Source organism: Amycolatopsis sp. FDAARGOS 1241 (assembly GCF_016889705.1).
Classification (GTDB): domain Bacteria; phylum Actinomycetota; class Actinomycetes; order Mycobacteriales; family Pseudonocardiaceae; genus Amycolatopsis.
In genome coordinates this window covers 8982062-9002486 of sequence record NZ_CP069526.1, presented here as the reverse complement: position 1 = coordinate 9002486, position 20425 = coordinate 8982062, and the positions used below count along the sequence as shown (strand labels likewise).

Annotated in this window: 16 protein-coding genes; 10 read left to right on the top strand and 6 right to left on the bottom strand. The window is 71.2% G+C overall.

Annotated features, from left to right (window positions below):
- The first annotated feature begins 8 nt into the window (after positions 1-8).
- Complete coding sequence (locus I6J71_RS43685) at positions 9-476, top strand: PPOX class F420-dependent oxidoreductase (RefSeq protein WP_204092204.1); 468 nt, start codon at positions 9-11, stop codon at positions 474-476.
- Positions 477-1564: 1088 nt separating this feature from the next.
- Here I6J71_RS43685 and I6J71_RS43680 read toward each other — a convergent pair.
- Both I6J71_RS43680 and I6J71_RS43675 read right to left on the bottom strand, forming a co-directional pair.
- Positions 1565-2365, bottom strand: a complete 801-nt coding sequence (locus I6J71_RS43680; protein WP_204092203.1) for a DUF2470 domain-containing protein — start codon at positions 2363-2365, stop codon at positions 1565-1567.
- A gap of 909 nt (positions 2366-3274) precedes the next feature.
- Positions 3275-4447 (bottom strand): homogentisate 1,2-dioxygenase, encoded by a 1173-nt coding sequence (locus I6J71_RS43675; RefSeq protein WP_204092202.1) that lies wholly within the window; start codon positions 4445-4447, stop codon positions 3275-3277.
- 86 nt (positions 4448-4533) lie between these two features.
- Here I6J71_RS43675 and I6J71_RS43670 point away from each other — a divergent pair, with 86 nt between their 5' ends.
- Positions 4534-5388: a hypothetical protein gene (locus tag I6J71_RS43670; RefSeq protein WP_304503296.1), complete on the top strand. Its 855-nt coding sequence runs from the start codon at positions 4534-4536 to the stop codon at positions 5386-5388.
- On the top strand, positions 5385-6023 hold the full coding sequence (locus I6J71_RS43665; protein WP_204092201.1) for an IclR family transcriptional regulator: 639 nt from the start codon (positions 5385-5387) through the stop codon (positions 6021-6023). The genes I6J71_RS43670 and I6J71_RS43665 overlap by 4 nt, the downstream gene beginning before the upstream one ends.
- Here I6J71_RS43665 and I6J71_RS43660 read toward each other — a convergent pair.
- Together I6J71_RS43660 and I6J71_RS43655 are read right to left on the bottom strand one after the other, a co-directional pair.
- The gene (locus tag I6J71_RS43660) at positions 5995-6672 is read right to left on the bottom strand and encodes a DUF998 domain-containing protein (RefSeq protein WP_239154245.1); all 678 of its coding nucleotides are present in this window, start codon (positions 6670-6672) and stop codon (positions 5995-5997) included. The genes I6J71_RS43665 and I6J71_RS43660 overlap by 29 nt on opposite strands.
- Before the next feature lie 133 nt (positions 6673-6805).
- A complete protein-coding gene (locus I6J71_RS43655; protein WP_204097550.1) occupies positions 6806-7402 on the bottom strand; it encodes a TMEM165/GDT1 family protein in 597 nt (198 codons plus the stop codon).
- A gap of 172 nt (positions 7403-7574) precedes the next feature.
- On the opposite strand from I6J71_RS43655, the gene cutA reads away from it, so the two are divergent.
- From cutA to I6J71_RS43630, 5 genes are all read left to right on the top strand, one after another.
- On the top strand, positions 7575-7895 hold the full coding sequence (cutA, locus tag I6J71_RS43650; RefSeq protein ID WP_204092200.1) for a divalent-cation tolerance protein CutA: 321 nt from the start codon (positions 7575-7577) through the stop codon (positions 7893-7895).
- A 149-nt stretch (positions 7896-8044) separates the two neighbouring features.
- Positions 8045-9547, top strand: a complete 1503-nt coding sequence (locus tag I6J71_RS43645; RefSeq protein WP_204092199.1) for a cytochrome ubiquinol oxidase subunit I — start codon at positions 8045-8047, stop codon at positions 9545-9547.
- 138 nt (positions 9548-9685) lie between these two features.
- Positions 9686-10696: a cytochrome d ubiquinol oxidase subunit II gene (gene cydB, locus I6J71_RS43640; RefSeq protein ID WP_204092198.1), complete on the top strand. Its 1011-nt coding sequence runs from the start codon at positions 9686-9688 to the stop codon at positions 10694-10696.
- A gap of 44 nt (positions 10697-10740) precedes the next feature.
- Positions 10741-14448, top strand: coding sequence for a thiol reductant ABC exporter subunit CydC (cydC, locus tag I6J71_RS43635; protein ID WP_204092197.1), 3708 nt, complete (start codon positions 10741-10743; stop codon positions 14446-14448).
- Positions 14449-14501: 53 nt separating this feature from the next.
- Positions 14502-15644 carry a GAF domain-containing protein gene (locus tag I6J71_RS43630; RefSeq protein ID WP_204092196.1) on the top strand — a complete coding sequence of 381 codons (1143 nt, stop codon included), beginning with the start codon at positions 14502-14504 and terminating at the stop codon, positions 15642-15644.
- Between the two features lie 1414 nt (positions 15645-17058).
- Here the strand turns inward: I6J71_RS43630 and I6J71_RS43625 are convergent.
- Positions 17059-17685, bottom strand: coding sequence for a response regulator transcription factor (locus tag I6J71_RS43625; protein WP_204092195.1), 627 nt, complete (start codon positions 17683-17685; stop codon positions 17059-17061).
- 245 nt (positions 17686-17930) lie between these two features.
- Between I6J71_RS43625 and I6J71_RS43620 the strand changes: the two genes are divergently transcribed.
- Positions 17931-18500, top strand: coding sequence for a sortase domain-bontaining protein (locus tag I6J71_RS43620; RefSeq protein ID WP_204092194.1), 570 nt, complete (start codon positions 17931-17933; stop codon positions 18498-18500).
- Here the strand turns inward: I6J71_RS43620 and I6J71_RS43615 are convergent, their stop codons facing one another.
- Entirely contained in the window at positions 18501-18821 is a 321-nt protein-coding gene (locus tag I6J71_RS43615; protein WP_204092193.1) for a nucleotide pyrophosphohydrolase, read from the bottom strand.
- 262 nt (positions 18822-19083) lie between these two features.
- Here I6J71_RS43615 and I6J71_RS43610 point away from each other — a divergent pair, with 262 nt between their 5' ends.
- Positions 19084-20421, top strand: a complete 1338-nt coding sequence (locus I6J71_RS43610) for a hypothetical protein (RefSeq protein ID WP_239154244.1) — start codon at positions 19084-19086, stop codon at positions 20419-20421.
- Positions 20422-20425 lie beyond the last annotated feature (4 nt).

Genomic DNA, 20425 nt, shown 5'->3' with positions numbered 1-20425 from the left:
TCGGGGTCATGCCTCGGACTATCGCCACCAACACGAAGGTCGACCGCGACGCGCTGGTCGAGTTCCTGCGGCCGCGTCACCGCGCGATCCTCGTCACCACCCGCGCCGACGGGCGGCCGCAACTGTCCCCCAACACCTGCGGCATCGATGCGCAGGGCCGCATCGTCATCGCGACTTATCCACAGCGCGCGAAGGTGACGAACCTGCGGCGCAACCCGGCCGTGTCCGTCTGCGTGCTCTCGGACGAGTGGAACGGCGCCTGGGTGCAGGTCGACGGCACCGCGGAGGTCATCGACCTGCCCGACTCGGTCGAGCCGCTCGTGGACTACTTCCGCAGCATCTCCGGTGAGCACCCGGACTGGGACGAGTACCGCGAGGCCATGCGCAAGCAGGGCAAGAGCCTCATCCGCATCACCATCGACCGCTGGGGCCCGATCGCCACGGGCGGCTTCCCACCCGAACTCGCCGACGACTGAGCTCGGGTCGCCGCTGGGCCGGCTCCACGTCGGTGGGGCCGGCCCAGTTCTGTGTTCTGCGTGCACCGGGCTTGTGGTTGGTTGGGTCCGACCTAGCTCCTGCGGTGGCGGCGCAGTGCTGGTCAGAGCCGGTCGAGTTCGACCCGAGGCTCGCCACACCTGCCGCCGAGTTGGGCGCGCCAGGGCGTGGCACGCAGCTTTGGGCGCCCGACTCGGCCCGGTGTCGCGAGCTTGGGTCCGACCCAATGTCCTGGCACTGATGGTTTGCCCCAGGGTGACAAACCATCCCCATGCGGACAGGTTGCGACTCTTCCCATCGGCATGACTCCGAGTTGTCCACCTGTGGATCAGTCGACCTGTCCCCATGGGGACAGCCGGCGAACCATTCCCATGGGGACAAGTTGTGCCGGGTGTGAATGGTTCGGCGGGTCGGACCTACGCACTACCAACATCGCGAGCCTTCAGTGGGTTGAATCCCACAGCCGGCTCGTGGGTACGAGCGCTTCGGCTGCCGGGCGGTTCGTGGGTACGAGCAACTCGGTGGGTCAAACCCAGTGGTGGCTCACGGCACGAGCGTCACGGCGGGTTGAGCCCAAGGTCAGCCGGTGAGGGCGCGCACTCGGGTCGTGCGGCGGTCGGCGGGCGCGAACGCCCTGGCGGGTGGGCCGAAGGACACTGACACCGCGAGCATCTCGGTGGGTCGGACCCGATGGTGGCTGGCGGTACGAGTATCACGGTGGGTTGGGCCCAAGGTCAGCTGGTGCGTGCGGGCGCTTCGGTTGTTGGGCGGTCCGTGACCGCGACCGCCCTGGTGGGTGGACCGAAGGACACTGACACCGCGAGCATCTCGGTGGGTCGGACCCGATGGTGGCTCACGGTACGAGTATCACGGTGGGTTGGGCCCAAGATCAGCCGGTGAGGGCGCGCACTCGGGTCGTGCGGCGGTCGGCGGGCACGAACGACCCGGTGGGTCGGACCTAAGGATGACCGATACCGCCCGCATCTCGGTGGGTCGGACCCAGCGTCGGCGCGCGGGCGCGAGCACTTCGGTGGGTTCGACCCACCAGCGGCCCGCGAGCCCGAACCCCTCAGCCGGCGCTGCGCTGCTGCCGTAGGAACGGGCAGCCCACCAGCCGGCGCATTTCGGCGGCGAGTTGGGGCGGGCTGTCGACCATGCGGGAGAACGCGAGGCGCACGTCGTGGTCGCCGGTGTCGGATTCGATGCGGAGGCGCAGGCCGAAGCGGTCGAGGCCGAGGGGGCGGATGCGGCCCTGCTGGAGATCGGGCGGCAGGTGCTTCGCGAGCTGTACGACGACGTCCGAGTGGTCGCTCTCGAGGTGCCGCAGCCAGTCCGCCTCATAGCTGTGGAACGGGTCCGGCGGCGCGGCGCTGAACATGTGCGGCCGCAGCGAGTGCGTACCCTCGGCGTCCGCGAGGACGAGGGACGCTGGCGTCAGGCGGAGCAGCGTGAGGCCGTGGCCGACGTCCAGCAGCCGGTGGTCCGGCCGCTGCTCGGCGATGGACACGGCGCGCGCCCGCGCCGACACCGCCGTCAGCGGCCGGAGCCATCCTGTTATCCACAACAGGCCGCGGATCGGTTCCCGCAGGTCCACCGGGGCGTGGTCGGCGAGCTCGACCATGACGGCGAGCTCGCCGCGCTGGGTCTGCCGGGTCGAGCGGACCATGGGGTGCTCGTCCGGCAGAAGAATGCTGACGCTGCCGCTGTGGTGCACGTGGTGCATCACGGGTACCACGCGCTCGGCCTCGCAGTCGGCGCGCTCGACGGTCGGCATGACCGTCGCCGGGCCGTTGCGCGTCGCGATCGTCTTGGCCCGCTCGGCGGGGTTCGGCGCGGGCGGGCGGCGGACGGATGTCGGGGCCTCGGTCACGGGTCACCTCCTACTTAGGTGAGCCTAACCTGAATTACAGCGACTTGGGAAGACCCGACCCGTAACGCCCCCCGCACGAATGGCGAATAGCCGGTGATCTACTTCGAACCCTGGGGACGCCATGACCGAACCCACCGGCGTGTGGGAGCCGGGCTCCGAGCTGCCCGGCGCGCCGCTGCCGCCCAACGGCGTGCCGTACGCCGTGAGCCATCGCCGGCTCACCCGGCGGCTCGTGGCGAGGACCGCCCTGACACTCGTCGGCATCGCGCTGTTCTTTGCCGGCCTCGGCGTCGCCGTGCCGATCTACGTGCTGTTCTTCGGCGTGCCCTACCTGGTGACGTGGGCGTACGCCGCCGCCCGAGAGCCCCGGTCCCAGCCCGACCCCGACGCGCCGTTCGAGGAAATGCTCTGCGAGCCCGACGGCCTGGTCGCCCGCCGCCGGACGATCGGCGTGCGCTTGCCCGACGGCCGCTGGCTCAACGCCACCGTCGGCCTGAGCCTGCACGCGCAGCCGGCGGGCCAGCGGCGACTCTGGCTGATCAGGGCCGGCGACCAGGCGTGGGTCGCGTTCCCCGGCATCGCGCAGCGCCGGCGCGGCCGGATCGAGGACGCACCGCCCGCCGGCGCCGAGCCGCTGCCGGTCCTGTCACGCGCGTTGGGCTCGCCGCGCGAGGACCCGGTTCAGCCGGCCGGACGCAGAGCCAGGGCGCGGGCATCGTGGACGATCACGTTCACCCACGACCGGCTGAGCATCGAGGCCCGCGCGGTCCGTGACGGCGCCGAAGTCGCCTTCCGCGTGCCGCAGGCGTCCTTGAGCGCTGCGCTCGACATCGCTGCCGCCCGACGCCTGTGGACAACTGGTCGCAAGGCCGGCCTCCCCGGTCACGTCTGGACCGGAGACATCCGCTTTCAGGCCCCCGGCCCCCTCCCCGACCACGACCACGCGTATGCCTCATCTTCGGACGCCACAGCGGCTTCCCCGAGCTCCAGCGGAGCGAACGTGTCCACCATGACCGCCGTCTCGTCGAAGAACTCCGCGCCGATCGACGCCTCCGCGGCGCCCGGTTGCGGGCCGTGCGTGAAGCCGGACGGGTGGAGCGAGAGGGAGCCGATGCCGATGCCCGAGCCGCGGCGGGCTTCGTAGTTGCCGCGGACGTAGAACATCAGCTCGTCGGAGTCGACGTTCGCGTGGTTGTACGGCACGGGGATCGAGTTCTCGTGGTAGTCGACCTTGCGCGGGCAGAACGAGCACACCACGAAGTTCGGCCCCTCGAACGTCTGGTGCACGGGCGGCGGCTGGTGGACACGGCCGGTGATGGGCTCGAAGTCGTCGATGTTGAAGGCCCACGGGTACAGGCAGCCGTCCCAGCCGACGACGTCGAAGGGGTGTGTCGCGTACGTGTAGCGCGTCAGGCCGGCGCGGTGGCGGACGAGGACCTCGACGTCCGAACCATCCACGACCAGTGGTGCGACCGGTCCCCTGAGGTCCCGCTCGCAGTACGGCGAGTGCTCCAGGAACTGCCCCTTCGCCGACAGGTAGCGCTTCGGCGGGCCGATGTGGCCGCGCGCCTCCAGCACGTACAGCCGCACCTCGCCGTGGGGCACCACGCGGTAGGTGCACGACGTCGGGATCACGACGTAGTCGCCGTCCCCGACCTCCAGAGAGCCGTAGCTCGTTTCGACCAGAGCCGTGCCGCCCTGGACGTACAGCAGCTCGTCACCCGCCGCGTTGCGGTACAGGGGGCTCGGCGCCGTGGCGACGACGAAGCCGATGGTCACGTCGTTGTTGCCGAAGAGCCGCCGCCGGTCGGTGACGGCGTCGGCGGACGCGCCGAACTTCAGCTCCGGCGTCTTGAAGTGGCGCGGCTTCAGCGGGTGGTTCGGCGTCAGCGTGCCGCGGTCGTCGGGTACGGCGACGGCGTCGACGATGGCCGTCGGCATCCCGCGGTGGTACAGCAGGGCCGAATCGGCCGAGAAGCCCTCCGCGCCCATGAGTTCCTCGGCGTAGAGGCTGCCGTCGGGCCGGCGGAACGCGGTGTGCCGCTTGTGGGGGATCTCGCCTACTTGCCGGTAGAAGGGCATGGGTGGCTCCTCGAGCAAGTGTCCGCAGAACGAACTATTTTGTCCTCTTGTCGTACGCTACTAGCGTGTCAGTCGTGTCAAGCGCTGTGGAACTCACGCCCCCCGGCCCCCGTGGAATTCCTCCCCTGTTCGCGCGGCTCGTCGACGACTCGGCGCTCTTCCCGCCCGCGGACGTGGCCATGCCCGACGCGTTGCGCGAGCACTACGAGTCCCGGGGTGGTGAGCACGCCGGTGTGCTGGGCGTTTTCCTCTGCCAGGCCTCGCGGCTGCCCGAGCTGATCACCGAGTTGATCAAGATCAAGCCGAAGGAGCCGCTGCCTCTTTCCTTGATCATCGACACCGGGCTCGGAGGTGTGCCCAAGGCGATCTCGATCGTCGAGTCCCGGAGCGAGCTGCTGTCGCTGCGGATGGTCGAGATGCCGGCGCCGTCCGACGTCGACGAGGTGTGGCTGGAGCGCGTGTCGGAGTTCGTGCCCGAGGACGTGATCCGCGTCGTCGAGCCGCGGCGGGGCATCGGCTGGCTAGACGGTGTGCGCAAGGTGATCGAGCACGGCAGCTGGCCGAAGATCCGCTGCGGCGGCCCCGCGGGCGAGAACTTCCCCAGCGTGGACGAGGTCGCCGACTTCCTGTCGGTGGTCAGCGGCTCGCCGGGCGCGTCGTTCAAGGCCACCAACAGCCTGCACCGCGCCGTCCGGCACACGGACCCGGACTCGGGCTTCACCCACCACGGGTTCCTGAACCTGATCGTCGCGTCGGCCCGCTGCCTCTCGGGCGGCGACGTGCGCGCGGCGCTGGAGTCCACCGACGGCAAGGCGCTGGCCGACGAGGCCCGCGCGCTGCCGGAGCCGGCCGCGAAGGCCGTGCGCGAGCTCTTCGCGTCGTACGCGGCGGCGTCGTTCGCGGAGCCGGTGGCCGACCTGGGTGAGCTCGAGCTGCTGTGAGCAGGGAGGGGTCGCTGACCCTCGATCGTGGCCTGGCCCTGCTGCAGGCGGTGGCCGACGCGGGCGAGGAGGCGGCGACCATCTCCGAGCTGGCCGTCGCGATCGGTGCGAGCCGCGCGGCCGTCTACCGGCTGCTGGTGCCGCTGTCGGAGCGTGGCCTGATCTGGCGCGACGGCACGAAGGTGCGGCTGGGCGTCGGGCTGCTGCGGCTCGCCGGGCAGGTGCTGCCGCAGCTGCGCGAGGCGGCGCGGCCGGTGCTGCGCGAGCTGGCCGAGAAGGTGGGCGCCACGGCGCACCTGACCGTGGCCCAGGGCGACCAGGCGCAGGTCGTCGCGGTCGTGGAGCCGTCGTGGACGAGCTACCACGTCGCATACCGCGTGGGCAGCCGCCATCCGCTCAGCGCGGGTGCGGCGGGCCGCGCGATGGCGCTACGGCCCGGCGGCGACGGCTGGGTCACGTCGACCGGAGAGCTGGAGGCCGGCGCGTCGGGCGTCGCGGCGCCGGTGCGCGGCGTGCCGGGGCTGCGGGCGAGCGTCGGCGTCGTGTCATTGGAGCCGCTCGACGCGGCGGCGGTCGGACCGCAGGTGGTCGCGGCCGCCGCGAGGCTCACCGAGGTGCTGCGGACGGATTCCTAGCGGCGGCCAGCAGCGGCCGCACCATCGTGAGCAGCAGGGCCAGGTCGACGGTGAACAGCAGGCGTTCGAACAGGCCCAGCGTCACCTCCTGCTGCGCCGGGCCCGTGACGAGCGTGAACACGAAGCCGCCGAGCACGATCAGCACGCTGGCGAAGCTCGCGACGGCCAGGCCGCGGATCGCCGTGCGGCGCGGCTCCCACGGGCAGTGTGCGCGGCCGCGGCGCGTCAGCAACCACGCGGCGGCCGGCAAGGCCAGGAACGCGGTGAGCGCGGCGGCGTTGTGCAGCTGGCCGTCGAAGGTGCGGGCCTGTCCGTCGGGGTCAACGGGGACGGTCGCGCAGACCGTGAGCCCCGCGCACCACACGCCGAGCAGGGCGACGACGGCCGGCGAGCTGCGCGCCTTCATCAGCCCGGCCAGCAGCGCCAGCGAGCCGAGCGCGAGCGCCAGGCACATCGCGCTGAACAGCGGCGCGGCCGAACGGCCGCCGAGGTGGCCGTAGACGTACTCCGAAAGTGTCTGCCACACCGGGCTGACCTGCGCCGAGAGCCGCAGGTGCAGGTCGGCGGCGATGGCCACGGCGAGCGTGATGCCGGCGAGCGCGAGCCGGCCGTGAACGGGCGACACAGCGGCGGGCACGGGCTGGGGCACGGGGCGCTCCTCGGCGGTCGTGGCGGAGGGCAAGGGTCGTCCGCGTAATCGCGGGTTCACCTTGCCCTCATCCACTGGTTCCGAAGAGGTTACCTCGTGGTGCTGTGAAGTCCCTGTGGTCGCTTTTCAGCCATCACGCGAGCTGGACCAGCGCGAACACGGACAAACCGGCGAACGCGAACCCGGCGATGCGTTGGATCAGCTTCGGCCGGATGCGGTTGCGGATCTTGGCGCCGATGAACACGGCGAGCCCGGCCACCGAGACCAGCGCGACGAACGCGCCGAGGCCGACCGCGAAAGGGTTGCCGAGGTGCGCGACGAGGCCGGCCGTCGCGAGCTGCGACGCGTCGCCCCACTCGGCGGCAAAGAGCACGCCGAACGACGTCAGCGCGGAGCGCACGAACGACTTCGGCGCGGCGCCGGAGCGGGAAGCGCTGTCGCCCGCTTCGTCGGCTTTGCTGAATCCCTCGCGCAGGAGCATGAAGGCGCCGATCCCGAACATCGCCGCTACCAGCAGCGATACGGCCGTTTCCGGGAGAAGGGTGAGAACACTGCCGAATGCGGCGGCGATCACACACTGGATCGCGAATGCCGCGAACACTCCCGCGAATACCGGCCATGCGCGGAAACGCGTGGTCAGCACGAGCGTCGCGACCAGGGTCTTGTCGGGCAGTTCCACTGCCAGGACCAGGCCGAACGCGCTGAGAAGAGCGATGATGGCGGGAGACATGAGCTGGTGAGCACCCCTTTCACTGCAACGATAAAGGAGGGATTCAGAAAGCTGCAAGCTGATGGGATTCGCGAATTGCCCGGTGCGGGCAGCTGAATAGTCAGGGCCGGGATTCCTGAATATTTTTTTCGGTATGCCGAATTCTCTTTTCCGGTGCGGTACGGTGCGGGTCATGCCTGCTGACCACGTCGTCGTGACCACCACCGTCGACTCCGAGGCCGCCGCCCGCACACTCGCCACGAGCGTCGTCGAAGCGCGGCTCGCCGCGTGCGCCCAGGTCGTGGGGCCGATCACCAGCGTCTACCGCTGGGCGGGCGAGGTGCAGACGGACGCGGAGTGGCGGGTCGAGTGCAAGACGGCGGCCGACCGCGCGGGGGCGCTCGAGGAGTTCCTGAACGTGCGCCACACCTACGACGTGCCGGAGGTCGTGGTCACCCCGATCGTCGGCGGGAGCCCGCGGTACCTGGCGTGGCTCGTGTCGGAGACCCGCTAGCTCCCGCCTCGGTACACAGTGGACTGATGTGCCCGGATTCCGAAATAGAAGGCTGACCTGCGGTTTTCCCAGGTTCAGGACGTAGGTCCCGGCTTATTCGGGACGTGTTGAACTGGTTGCGGCCCGCGCGCGGGAGTTAGCTCGAAGACGTGGATGTCCTTGAGCTCGCGCGGTGGCAGTTCGGCATCACCACCGTGTACCACTTCCTGATGGTCCCGCTGACCATCGGACTCTCGGTGCTCGTCGCGGGGATGCAGACCGCCTGGGTGCGCACCGGCCACGACCGCTACCTGAAGATGACCAAGTTCTGGGGGAAGCTGCTCCTGGTCAACTTCGCCATGGGGGTGGTCACCGGGATCGTCCAGGAGTTCCAGTTCGGGATGAGCTGGAGCGCCTACTCCCGCTTCGTCGGCGACGTGTTCGGCGCGCCGCTGGCGATGGAGGGCCTGGTCGCGTTCTTCGTGGAGTCGACCTTCCTCGGCCTGTGGATCTTCGGCTGGGACCGGCTGCCCAAACGCGTGCACCTGGCGTGCGCTTGGGCGTTCTCGCTGGCGTCGATGGCCTCGGCCTACTTCATTCTGGCCGCGAACTCGTGGATGCAGCACCCGGTGGGTGTCGAGTTCGTGAACGGCAAGCCGACGATGAACTCGATCTTCGCGGTGCTGACCAACAACACGGCGCTGGCGGCGATCCCCCACACGCTGGCCGGGGCGTTCTCGGTGGCGGCGGCGTTCCTCGTCGGCGTGGCGGGGTGGCACCTGTGGCGCAAGCGGGGTTCGGCGGACTCGGACGAGGGCGTGCACCGCAACGTCTGGCGCTCGTCGCTGCGGCTCGGCGGCTGGGTCGGGGTGGTCGCCTTCGCGGTGCTGGCCATCACGGGTGACACGCAGGGCAAGCTGATGTTCGAGCAGCAGCCGATGAAGATGGCGTCCGCGGAAGCGTTGTGCCACACGGAGAAGCCGGCGAGCTTCTCGATCCTGGCGGTCGGTGACGTGGCCGGTGCGAACTGCGAGGACGTGAAGACGTTCACCGTGCCGGCGCTGCTGTCGTTCCTCGCCCACAACGACTTCTCCACCGAGGTTCAGGGTGTGGAAAACCTGATCGGTCAGTACCAGGCCAAGTACGGCACCAACTACCCGGACGACCCGGACCTCGGGCCGCTGGCCGGCCAGCCGATCGACTACGTGCCCAACTTGCCCGTGACGTACTGGGGCTTCCGGGCGATGATCGGCTTCGGCGCGATCTCGGCGGGGATCGGGGTGCTGGCGCTGTGGCTCACGCGCCGCGGCCGGCTCCCGAGCGGGCGCTGGTTCCCGCTGGTGCTGCTCGCGGGCATCGCGACGCCGTTCATCGGCAACAGCGCGGGCTGGATCTTCACGGAGATGGGGCGTCAGCCGTTCGTGGTCGCGCCCAACCCGACCGGTGTCCAGGGCATGTGGATGTTCACGGCCGAGGCGGTGTCGAAACTGTCGGTGGGTGAGGTGTGGACCTCGCTGATCTCGCTGACGGTGCTCTACCTGGGCCTGGGCGTGGTCGAGCTGTTCCTGATGCGCAAGTACGTCCGCGGCGGCATCGAAGGCGTCCTGCCCCCACCGCCCGTCAAACGCGAGGACTCGGATTCCGATGACGACACGTTGTCGTTCGCATACTGACTCACTGGGTCGCACCCAGCGTACGCGAGCGATCACCCGCGAGAGTTACCCACAGCTGATCTGTGGACAACTCGATGGGTTGTGGATAACTCAGGGCCACGGTGTGGATGAACTCTCTGTGGAAGGAGGTGTGAGCCGATGACCACGCTCCAGCTGGCGTGGTTCGCGATCATCGCGCTGTTCTGGCTCGGCTACCTGTTCCTCGAGGGCTTCGATTTCGGCGTCGGCATGCTGCTGCCGGTGCTCGGCCGCGACAACACCGAGCGGCGAGTCATGGTCAACACCATCGGGCCGGTGTGGGACGGCAACGAGGTGTGGCTGATCGTCGCGGCCGGTGCCACGTTCGCGGCGTTCCCCGCCTGGTACGCGACGCTGTTCTCCGGCGCGTACCTGCCGCTGCTGATCGTGCTGCTGGCCCTGATCGGGCGCGGCGTGGCCTTCGAGTACCGCGGGAAAGTCGACTCCGAGCGCTGGCGGCGCACGTGGGACCGCGTGATCATGATCGGCTCGTGGGTGCCGCCGCTGGGCGTCGGGCTGCTGCTGGCGACGACCGCGCTCGGCCTGCCGCTCGACGCCGACGGCAACCGCATCGGCTCGCCGTTCGAGGCGGTGCGGTGGGACACGCTGCTGGGTGCGCTCGCCGTCGTCGGGTTCGCGTTGGTGCACGGCGCGGCGTTCCTGGCGCTGAAGACGGCCGGTGAGCTGCGGGAACGGGCGCGCCGGCTGGCGCTCGTGCTACTGCCGGTGGCGCTGCTGCCGCTGGTCGCGTTCCTCGTGGTCGTTCAGCTGCGTGAAGGCCAGGCGTGGACGATCGTGCCGCTGGTGGTCACCGTGGTCGCCGCGGCTGTCGCGTGGCAGCGGCTCTACGTGGACCGTGATGGGCAGGCGTTCTCGGCGCTGGGCGTCGTGATCGCGGCCGCCGTGGTGACGCTGTTCGGAGCGCTGTACCCGAACGTCCTGCCCTCGACTGTGGACGCCGCGAACTCGCTGACGATCGCCCAGGCCTCCGCGAGCCCGTACGCGCTGAAAGTGATCACGTGGGTCGGCGGGTTCGGCGCCCCGGCCGTGATGATCTACCAAGGCTGGACCTACTGGGTCTTCCGCAAGCGCATCGGTGTCCAGCACATCCCGGCGGTGCACGCACCGTGAACAAGCTTCCCGGTCGCGCGACCCTTTCCGCCCCGAGGTCCACAGTGGACCAAGTGCGGCCGGGCAAGGGGCCGCTCGGCGCGCTCCCGGCTCTCGGGCCGGCTGCGCGCCGGGCGTTGCTCCTCGTGGCGGTGCTGTCGTTCGTCAACGCCGCTTTCCTCGTAGCACAAGCTTTTCTGCTGGCCGACGTGCTGGCCGCCATCGTCTCCACAGGTGCCGGGGTCCGCGCCGCCCAGCTGGCCGCCCTGTTCGTGTTCGTCGCGGGCCGCGCGCTGGCCGGCTGGGCGGTGCGGGTGGTCTCGGCGCGCGCGTCGGCGACGGCCCAGCAGGACCTGCGTGCCCGGGTCGTGTCCCACGCGCTGCGGCTGGGACCGGAGTGGCTGGCGCGCCACGGCCACGGCTCGCTGACGGAGCTGGTGACCCGCGGGCTCGACGCGCTCGACGCGTACTTCCGCGAGTACCTCCCCGCGCTCGTGACCGCCGCGGTGGTCCCGCTCGCGGCGGGCGCGGCGATCCTGTGGGCGGACTGGCCGTCGGCGGTGATCGTCGCGCTGACGGTGCCGCTGCTGCCCGCTTTCGCCGTGCTGGTCGGGAAGTTCACGGCCGACCGCGTGGCCGGCGCGACCGACGCGGTGCACCGCATGTCGGGGCTGCTGCTGGAACTGGTGCGGGCGTTGCCGGTGCTCACGGCGTTCCGCCGGGCTTCGGCCCAGGCGACGACCGTGGACCGGCTCTCCGAAAGCCACCGCCGGGCGACGCTTCGGACATTGCGGGTCGCGTTCTCGTCGGCGTTCGTGCTCGAACTGGTGGCCACGCTTTCGGTGGCACTGGTGGCCGTGGTGATCGGTGTGCGGCTGGTGTCGGGGTCGTTGCCGCTGGCCATCGGGCTGGGGGTGCTGATCCTCGTGCCCGAGTGCTACCAGCCGCTGCGCGCCGTGGGGGCGGCCTTCCACGCGAGCGAAGACGGGGTGGAAGCCGTGCGCCGGGTGACCGACGTGCTGGCTTCGCCGGCGCCACCGCCCGGGACGCGCGTCCCGCCCTGTGGACAACTGACTGTGTCGGGCCTGAGCGTCGCCCGACGTGGGGGATTCGCCCCGGCCGACGAATCGTTTTCGGTGCGGCGTGGTGAAACCGTGTGGCTGCGGACACCGAGCGGGGCGGGGAAATCCACCACTCTGGGGGTGCTGCTCGGGTTCGTCCCTGCCTTCGACGGCTCGGTGCAGATCGGCGACGTCCCGCTGGCCGAGGTCGATGTGGAGCGCTGGCGCGCTGACGTCGCGTGGGTGCCGCAGTCGCCGGTGTTCAGCGGGGGGACCGTGCGGGAAGAGCTGAGCGCGGGGTTCGTTCGCGCGGATGCGGGTGAGGGGACCGCTCGCGGGTCGCTTCGTGAGGGGGCCGTTCGCGCGCGCTCGCTGGGCGGGGGGACCGTTCGCGCCGGTTTGGACGAGGGGACCGTTTGTGCGGGTTTGCCGAGCGAGGGGACCGCGCGCGGCCTGCTTCGCGAGACGACTGCTCGCGCGGGTTCGCTGGGCGAGGGGACCGTTCGTGCGCGCTCGCTGGCCGACGAGACTGCTCGCGCGGATTTGCCGCGCGAGGGAACCATTCGAGCCCGTCGAGATGGTAGGACCGCTCGTGACTGGCTTCGTGAGGGGACCGTTCGCGACGATGGGGACGAGGGGACCGTTCGTGCAGGCGGGGCCCCGGTTGTTCCTGCTGAGCCGGGCGAGGGCACTGTCCGCGCGGATACGGCGAGTCGGGGGACCGTTCGCGGCTTGCTTCGTGAGGGGACCGTTCGCGCCGAGGGGCGCGAGGAGACCGTTCGGGCCGGGGCCGTCGACGAGGTGCTGGGGGAGATGGGGCTGACCGGGCTCGCGGATCGGCCCGTTGACCAGTTGTCGCTGGGGCAGCGGCAGCGGGTGGCGGTCGCGCGGGCGTTGCTGCGGGTGCGCGCGGGAGCGTGGCTGCTGCTGCTCGACGAGCCGACGGCGCACCTCGACGAGGTGAACGCGCGGCGCGTGCTGGCCGCCGTCGAGCGGGCGGTGGCCGGCGGTGCAGCGGCGATCATCGCGGCGCACGAGCGGCCGGCCGGGGTCGTGGTTGCCGACGAGGATCCGTTGCCGCGCACGGATTCTGCGGTTTCCGAGGCGGGGGCGCGGCGGCCGTTGGCGTGGCGGCTCCTGGTCGACCGCCGGTTGTTCTCCGGTGCGGTGCTGGGCGCGCTGGCGTTGCTGGCGGGGGTCGCGCTGACGGCGACGTCGGGGTGGCTGATCGCGGAAGCGTCGTTGCGTCCGCCGATCCTGACGCTGACCGTGGCCGTGGTCGGAGTGCGCGCGTTCGGGCTCGGGCGTGCGGCGCTGCGCTACGCCGAGCGGCTCGTGACGCACGACGCCGCGTTCCGGATCGCTGGGCGGCTGCGCGTGCTGCTGTGGGAATCGTTGGTGAAGCTCGGACCGGCGCGTGGGCTCGCCGCCGGCGAGGGGCAGCGGCGGCTGGTCGCGGACGTCGACACCGTCCGCGACCTGCTGCCGCGCGTCGTGGCGCCGCCGATCGTCGTCGGGCTGGTCGCCGCCGGGGCGGTCGCGGTGCAGGCGATCGTGCTGCCGTCGGCGGGGGCCGTGCTCGCGGCGGCGGTGGTGGTGGGGTTGGCCGCGCCGCGGCTGGCGTTGTTCGCCGAACGTCGCGCGACCGCGGCGCTGGCGGCCGGCCGCCGGGACCTCGCCGCCCGGGTGCTGGTGCTGTTCACGTCGGCGGCCGAGTCGCTGGCGTACGGGACGGCGGGCGCGCGCCGGCGCGAGCTGTTCGCGACGGACGGGCGGCTCACGGCGGAAGCCCGCCGCCAGGCGTTCGGCACGGGCGCGGCGGAGGCGCTGATCGCCGTCGTCACCGGGGCGGCCGCGGTGGTGAGCACGGTGCTCGCCGCGCACGCGGTCGCGGCCGGTCAGCTGGCGGGGGTGCTGGCGCCGCTGCTGGCGCTGGTGCCGTTGGCGCTCGCGGAGGTGCTGGCGTTGCTGCCGCCGGTGGCCGCGCACTGGGACACGCTGCGCGGTGCGCGCGAGCGGTTGGCGCAGCTGCAGGCCGCGCCGGCCCCGGCGCCGGTGCAGGCCGGGCCGACGGTGCGGCTGCGAGGCGCCGACCTCGGCTGGCCCGGTGGGGAGACCGTGCTCGAGGACGTGACGCTCGACCTGTCGCCGGGTTCATACGTCGCGGTCGTCGGGCCGAGCGGTGCCGGTAAGTCGACTTTGGTCGCCGCGTTGCTGGGATTCCTGGCCCCGCGCGCGGGTGAAGTGACGGCGCCGAGCCGGGTGTCGTGGGCGCCGCAGGAGCCAATGCTGGTGTCGACGACCGTCGCGGAGAACCTGAGGCTCGCCGACCCGAAGGCCACGGACGACGACCTCCGCCACGCGCTCGACCTGGCCCGGCTGCCGGACCTGGACCCGGTGACGGTCCTGGACAGCGCTGGTGCCGGGCTGTCGGGAGGACAAGCCCAGCGCGTCGCGCTCGCGCGGGCGTTGCTCGCCGCGCCGGCGGCGGACCTCGTGCTGCTCGACGAGCCCACCGCGCACCTCGACGAGCCGACGGCTCGCGCGCTGCGGGCGACGTTGCGCGCGGAGCTGGCCGGCCGCACCGTTGTGCACGTCACGCACAACGTCGGCGAAGAGCTCGACGCCGACGTCGTCCTGGAAGTCCGAGGTGGCCGGGTCGTCGAGCGGCCCGCGCCCGTGGCGGCCGTGGCCGCGAGGGGTGATTGGTGACGGTCACGATGCCGGGTCCGGGACGCAAGCACGCGCTAGGGTCGGTGTTGCACATGGACCCGACACTTGCCGCGCGGGCGTTGTCCGCTGCCACCGAGATCACCAGCACCGCGTTGTCCGGGGACGATCCCGAGACGGTGCTGGACACCGTCGTGGTCCGAGCGGCCGAACTCGCCGACGCGGACCTCGGCCTGGCCATGGTCAGCTCCGACGATGGGCACGTCGTAGTCGAGGCCGCCGTCGACACCAGTGGCGAAGGCCGCGCCCTGCAGGGCCTGACGCTGCCCGCAGACTCTGCCGCGGGCCGCGTCGCGCGCGGCGGCGAACCGGTGGTGAGTGACAACTTCGTCGTGGACCCGCGGACGGCGCCGTTCGTGCCGGACGAGCTGCGGGCGTTCGGCCCGTTCGCCGCCGCGCCGTTCGGCTCGGGTGGGCGGGTGCTCGGCGCGTTGACGGTGTACCGGCTGCAAGGGCGCGAACCGTTCTCCGCGGGGACCGTGGAGATGCTCGTGGCGTTCGCCGCGCAGGCGGGTGTCGTGCTGGCGCTCGCCGAGGGCGCCAACGCTCGCCACCGCGTGACGCTCTACCAGGAGCGCGAACGCATCGCCCGCGAGCTGCACGACGTGATCGTCCAGCGCCTCTACGGCGCCGGCATGCAGCTCGACCGCGTGCGCCGCAACATGCGCAAGCGCTTCGCCCAGGCCGACGGCGCCCGGCTGTCCGACGCCATCGACCAGCTCGACCAGACCATCGAGGAGATCCGCGGCACCGTGCGGGCGCTGCGGTCTCCCGAACCCCGCCACGACACCGGCACACCGACCGACCTCGCCGAGTCCGCCCGCGGCGAAGTCCGCATCGCCGGCGAGCTGCTGGGTTACCCCCCGACCCTCGAACTGTCGGGCGAGTTCGCCGACATCCCGGCCGAACGCGCCGATCACATCCGCGCGGCGCTGCGCGAGGCACTGTCCAATGTGGTCCGCCACTCCGGCGCGAGCGAAACGCGCGTCACCCTGACCCGCGACCGCGACGGCGTGAAACTCCGCGTGCGCGACAACGGCTCAGGCGTGCCCCAAGGCGTGGCCACCCGGGGCCTGCGCCACCTCGCCGAACGCGCCGACACCGCCGGTGGGAAGTTCTTCATCAACTCCTCCCCGAGCCTCGGCACGCTCGTCGCGTTCGACCTCCCGCTGGACTAGCGACCGAGCTGGCCGACCGGCCATCCCTGACGTCGGCTGGTGGGCACCACGCTTTCTTCGATTACGTGAAACCAGACCGGCGGCCCGCCCGCGGACGCGGTAGGTGCCCGTCGCCCGCGAGCACGACACCGACCGATGCCGCCCCGGCCTTTCATGCCAACCATGCTGTGTGCACCCGTTCGGTTACGGTGCCGGACCGAGCCGAGCGGTGAGCACCAGCGCTGGGTCATGCCTGCCACGCTGCGCGTGGTTGTTCGGCTCTCCAGCGGCCCGCGCTGTGGGTTCGAGTCCACACACGCTGTGCGTGCCGGCTCGGGTCACTGGGCCGAACCGAGCCGAGCGATGAGCACCAGAACCAGGCATGCCTGCCACGCTGCGCGTGGTTGCGCGGCTCTCCAGCGGCCCGCGCTGTGGGTTCGAGTCCACACACGCTGTGCGTGGCGGCTCGGCTACCGGTTCGAGCCGACCACTGAGCACCAGCGCTGGGTCACGACTGCCACGCTGCGCGTGGTTGCGCGGCTCCTCATCGACCCCCGCTGTGGGCTCCAGTCCCAACGCGCCGTGCGTGCCGGCTCCGCCACTGGTCCGGACCGAGCCGAGCGGCCTACGCCCGAGTTGCCTGGCGACTACATGTTGCGCGTGGTCTCTCGATTCTCCAGCGGCCCGCGCTGTTGGCCCGAGTCCCAACGCACCGTGCGTGCCGGCTCGGCCTGGTCCGCACCGAGCCGAGCGGTGAGTACCAGCGCCAGGTCATGACTGCCACGCTGCGCGTGGTTGCGCGGCTCCTCATTGGCTCGACGCTGTGGGCTCGAGTCCACACGCGCTGTGCGAGCCGGCTCGGGTCCAAGCGGTCGACGCCCGAGTTGCCTGGCGACTACCACGCCGTGCGTGCATGCCTGACCGCCCTTTCGCAACGGAACCACAGGCGCGAGTTACTCCGCGACCAACCACATTGCTTGCGCCACCGCCACCTCTCCGAACCCCACCACGCGGACTGAACCGGTCCCCTTCCCGGGCCGCCCACGCGTTTTCCTCACCGACCGGCCGAACCTCGGCCCGTCGCCTCTCGTCTGCCTCTGGACTGGCCGCACGTGCGACCGTCACCCACACTGCGCTGATCCGGCTTCAGCCTTCACGCGTCATGTGAGCCGCTCCCTTCTCTTGGCTGTTCCGGAAACGCTCCGGAAATCCCCAGCACCGCGAGCCACAACTCGCTCTCAGTTGGTGACGATAATACCGGGAAATCGAACACGTATTCGACTCACGATGGGGTGAATCCGGAGGATGCTTACCGAACTCCCCGTCGCCAACGGTGACGCGAGTGGTCCGGTCGCACTTCGAACGGACTAGCGGAGCGCCAATAGGCGGTACGCGCCGATCACGCGAAAATCCGGGTGTTCGGAATCAGCGTTGCTCACTTGCCGCGGCGGGCGATCCAGGCGGCGGCTTGCGTGCGGCGTTGCATGCCGAGCTTGGCGAGCACCGAAGTGACGTAGTTCTTGACCGTCTTTTCGGCCAGGAAGAGGCGTTCGGCGATTTCGCGGTTGGACAGGCCCTGCCCGATGAGTTCCAGGACATCACGCTCGCGGTCGGTGAGGTCGGCGAGCTCGTCCGTCGGCGGGTGGCGCAGCTTGTCGAGCACGCGGGCCGTGCTGACGGGGTCGAGCAGCGAGTGGCCGGCCGCGACCTCGCGCACCGCGTTGACCACATCCTGGCCGCGGACCTGTTTCAGCAGGTAGCCCGACGCGCCAGCCATGATCGCGCCGACCATCGCCTCCTCGTCGTCGAACGCGGTGAGCATGAGGCACGCCGGCGGGTTCGGCTTGGAACGCAGTTCGCGGCACAGCGTGATGCCGTCGCCGTCGCCGAGCCGGACGTCGACCACCGCCACGTCGGGCTCCAGGTGCATCGCGACGGCCAGCGCCTCCTCGACGCCCCCGGCCTCGGCGACCACCTCGATGTCCGCCTCGTCACCGAGGAGGTCGCGCAGGCCGCGGCGGACCAGCTCGTGGTCGTCGACGAGCAGCACCTGGATCGGCATACCTCGAGGTTACGGCGTCGTGGGGCGCGTGGCCGGTGCTGGTGCCCGACGCCACGTCCGCAGCGGGGGAAATCACCGGATGCCGCCGGTCGGACGACCATTTCCGAAGCGGTGGGAAGTTGCCGGGAAATCGCGCGTAACGGTCACCGCGATTTCACGGATATCCGTCGCACAAGCCGATCGGAGGGGTTTCCCGTGATCGTCTCGAACGCAATTGCGAAAACGACGGTTTCCCGGCCGGGCTGATGCAGGCGCGGCTCGCCGTCGTCGCGGTGTTGGCGGTCGCCGTGGGTACGCTGCTGGCCGCCGCGGTCCTGAAGCCACCCGCGGACGTGCCGGCGCAGGACGTCGTCACCACCAGCCGCCCGGCGCCGTTCGCCACGCGCGTGCCGGTGTCGCGGGTGCAGACCGCGTCGCGCCCGGCGGCCTTGGAAATCCCGGCGATCGGCGTGGACACCAGCACGATCGTCGGCCTCGGCCTCACCCCCGACGGTGCGCTCGAACGCCCGGCGGACGCCCGCACCCCGGGCTGGTTCACCGGCGGCCCGACCCCCGGCGAACGCGGCCCCGCGGTGCTCGCCGCGCGCGACGGCGTGTTCGGCCGCCTCAAGGACGCGCGTCCCGGCGAACAGGTCGTGGTGCACCGCGCCGACCACACCGCCGCGGTGTTCACCGTCTACCGCGTCGATCACCCACCGAACCCGCCGTTCCCCACGGCGCGCAGCGCCACGCCAGCCCCGGAACTCCGCCTGATCACCGTGGACGGGGACAACGTCGTCGTGTACGCGCGGCTGAGCCAGGCGTTCACGAGCTGATCAGCCGTGCACGCGGGGGAACCTCGTTTCGTTGCGGTCCATCTTCGCGTTGCCCGCTGCCAGCAGGTCGATGTCCAGGGCGTCCGCGAGTTGCACGAGGTACAGCAGGACGTCGGCGATTTCGTCGCGGACGTTGGCGGCCAGGGTGGCGTCCGAGCGGTACTGGCGGGCCTCGTCGGGGGTCAGCCACTGGAACAGGGAGATGAGCTCGCCCACTTCGCCGGACAGGGCCATGACCAGGTTCTTGGGGTGGTGGAACGGTTCCCAGTCGCGGGCGGCGGCGAAGTCGCGTAGGCGCTGTTGCAGGTCTTCGAGAGTCACGGGAACTGATCTACCACGGTGGTCATGGCCGGGTGGCGGACCCGTCTGGACCCGCCGACGGCACCCCGGTGAGGCCACGCCGAACCCCGGCGCCTCGCTGCCCGAACCCGGGCCGACGGCACCCCGGGCGCGGCCCCACTCGAACTCGCCCACGGCATCCCGCGCCGGTGCGCCGCTGGTCACCGGTGGTGCGCGGCTGCTCCGAAAAGAGCACGCAGTTGGCCCACTCGCGCGCCGAAGGCCATGCGGCAGACTGGGGCGCGTGAGTGCTCCCCCGGATCTGCGCCCGTACCTGCGCACGTTGGACGCGGAAACGCTGGTGGACCTGCTCCTCGCGCAAGCCAACCGTGACCCTGGGTTACGGCACTCGCTCGAGCTCCGTTTCGCCACGCAATCGGGTGATGTGGCGGAGGCGCACCGGCTGCTGGACACCGCCGTGTCCGATGGGAACGTCGAGTATGCCGCGAAGGTCGGCGCTGTGCTCGACACGTTGCAGCGGCTGCTCGACGCGGGCAGCCCGGCCGATCTCGGGCCGCTGGCGCGCCGGACCGTCGACGACATCGGGGAGGTCCTGGAGCAGGCGGGTGATCCGTCGGGAGACCTGGCCGGCAAGCTCGACTTCGCGGTCGAGCTGTATGCCCGCGCGTGCGCCGCGCGGCCGCCCGACCCGGAGCAGCTCGCCGACTGGCTCCTGGAAGTCGAGTTCGACGGCCCGGGCCGGCCGACGATCGCGCTGGCCGAGTTCGCGAAAGCGCTGGGCGACAAGGGACTCGACCGCATCAAGTCCACTGTGGACGCAATCCTGGCCGGTGGCCCCACCGGCTACCGCCGCGACGTCGCCGAGCGCCTGCTGGAGGAGCTGGCCGAGGTGCGGGGCGACGTCGACGCGCTCGTCGCGATCCTCGAGGCCAAGCCGCCGCGGGTGGACGTGAGCCTGAAGATCGTGCGCGTGCTGCGCGCCGCCGGCCGGCACAGCGAGGCCATCGCTCACGCCGCGCGCGCCCTCACACCCCACCGCGAGACCACCCCGCCCCAACCCGAGGACGAGACGGTCTCCTTGCGTCGCAAGGAATTCGACGAGGAACCGAACAACCTCACGTACACCGCGTTGCGCGAAGCGGCGACCGAAGCCGGCGTCTGGTCCGTGCAGCGCGTGGCCGCGCTCGCGCGCCTGCGCGAACGCGCGGGGGAGAGCGAGGACGGTACCGACGAGCTCGCGCGCGCCCTCCTGGCCGAGGATCGGCCCGACGAGGCGTGGCGCGCGTGCGTGCGCTTCGGCGGCTCGCTCGCGCTGCGCGTGGAGCTGGCCGCATTGCGTGAAGCCGCGCACCCGGCCGAGACGATCCCCGTCTACCGCAGCCAGGTCGAGCACCTCATCGAGCAGAAGGACCCGCAGGCCTACCGCGAAGCGGCGAAGCAGCTGAAGAAGCTCCGCACGCTCCACAAACGCGCCGGCACCGCGGAGGAGTTCACGGGCTACCTCGCCGATCTGGTGAGTGTTCACCGCCGCAAGACGCGCCTGATCGCCGAAGTGCGCGCCGCGCGGATCGCGTTGCCGAAACCGCGTAACCTTCCGGAATCCGGCTCGTTGACCAGCTGAAACA

Bases quoted from the DNA above. Each gene is read 5' to 3' on its own strand.
- I6J71_RS43685 (WP_204092204.1), top strand. From the start codon at position 9: ATGCCTCGGACTATCGCCACCAACACGAAGGTCGACCGCGACGCGCTG.
- I6J71_RS43675 (WP_204092202.1), bottom strand. From the start codon at position 4,447: ATGCCCTTCTACCGGCAAGTAGGCGAGATCCCCCACAAGCGGCACACC.
- I6J71_RS43655 (WP_204097550.1), bottom strand. From the start codon at position 7,402: ATGTCTCCCGCCATCATCGCTCTTCTCAGCGCGTTCGGCCTGGTCCTG.
- cutA (WP_204092200.1), top strand. From the start codon at position 7,575: ATGCCTGCTGACCACGTCGTCGTGACCACCACCGTCGACTCCGAGGCC.
- cydB (WP_204092198.1), top strand. From the start codon at position 9,686: ATGACCACGCTCCAGCTGGCGTGGTTCGCGATCATCGCGCTGTTCTGG.
- I6J71_RS43630 (WP_204092196.1), top strand. From the start codon at position 14,502: ATGGACCCGACACTTGCCGCGCGGGCGTTGTCCGCTGCCACCGAGATC.
- I6J71_RS43625 (WP_204092195.1), bottom strand. From the start codon at position 17,685: ATGCCGATCCAGGTGCTGCTCGTCGACGACCACGAGCTGGTCCGCCGC.
- I6J71_RS43620 (WP_204092194.1), top strand. From the start codon at position 17,931: ATGCAGGCGCGGCTCGCCGTCGTCGCGGTGTTGGCGGTCGCCGTGGGT.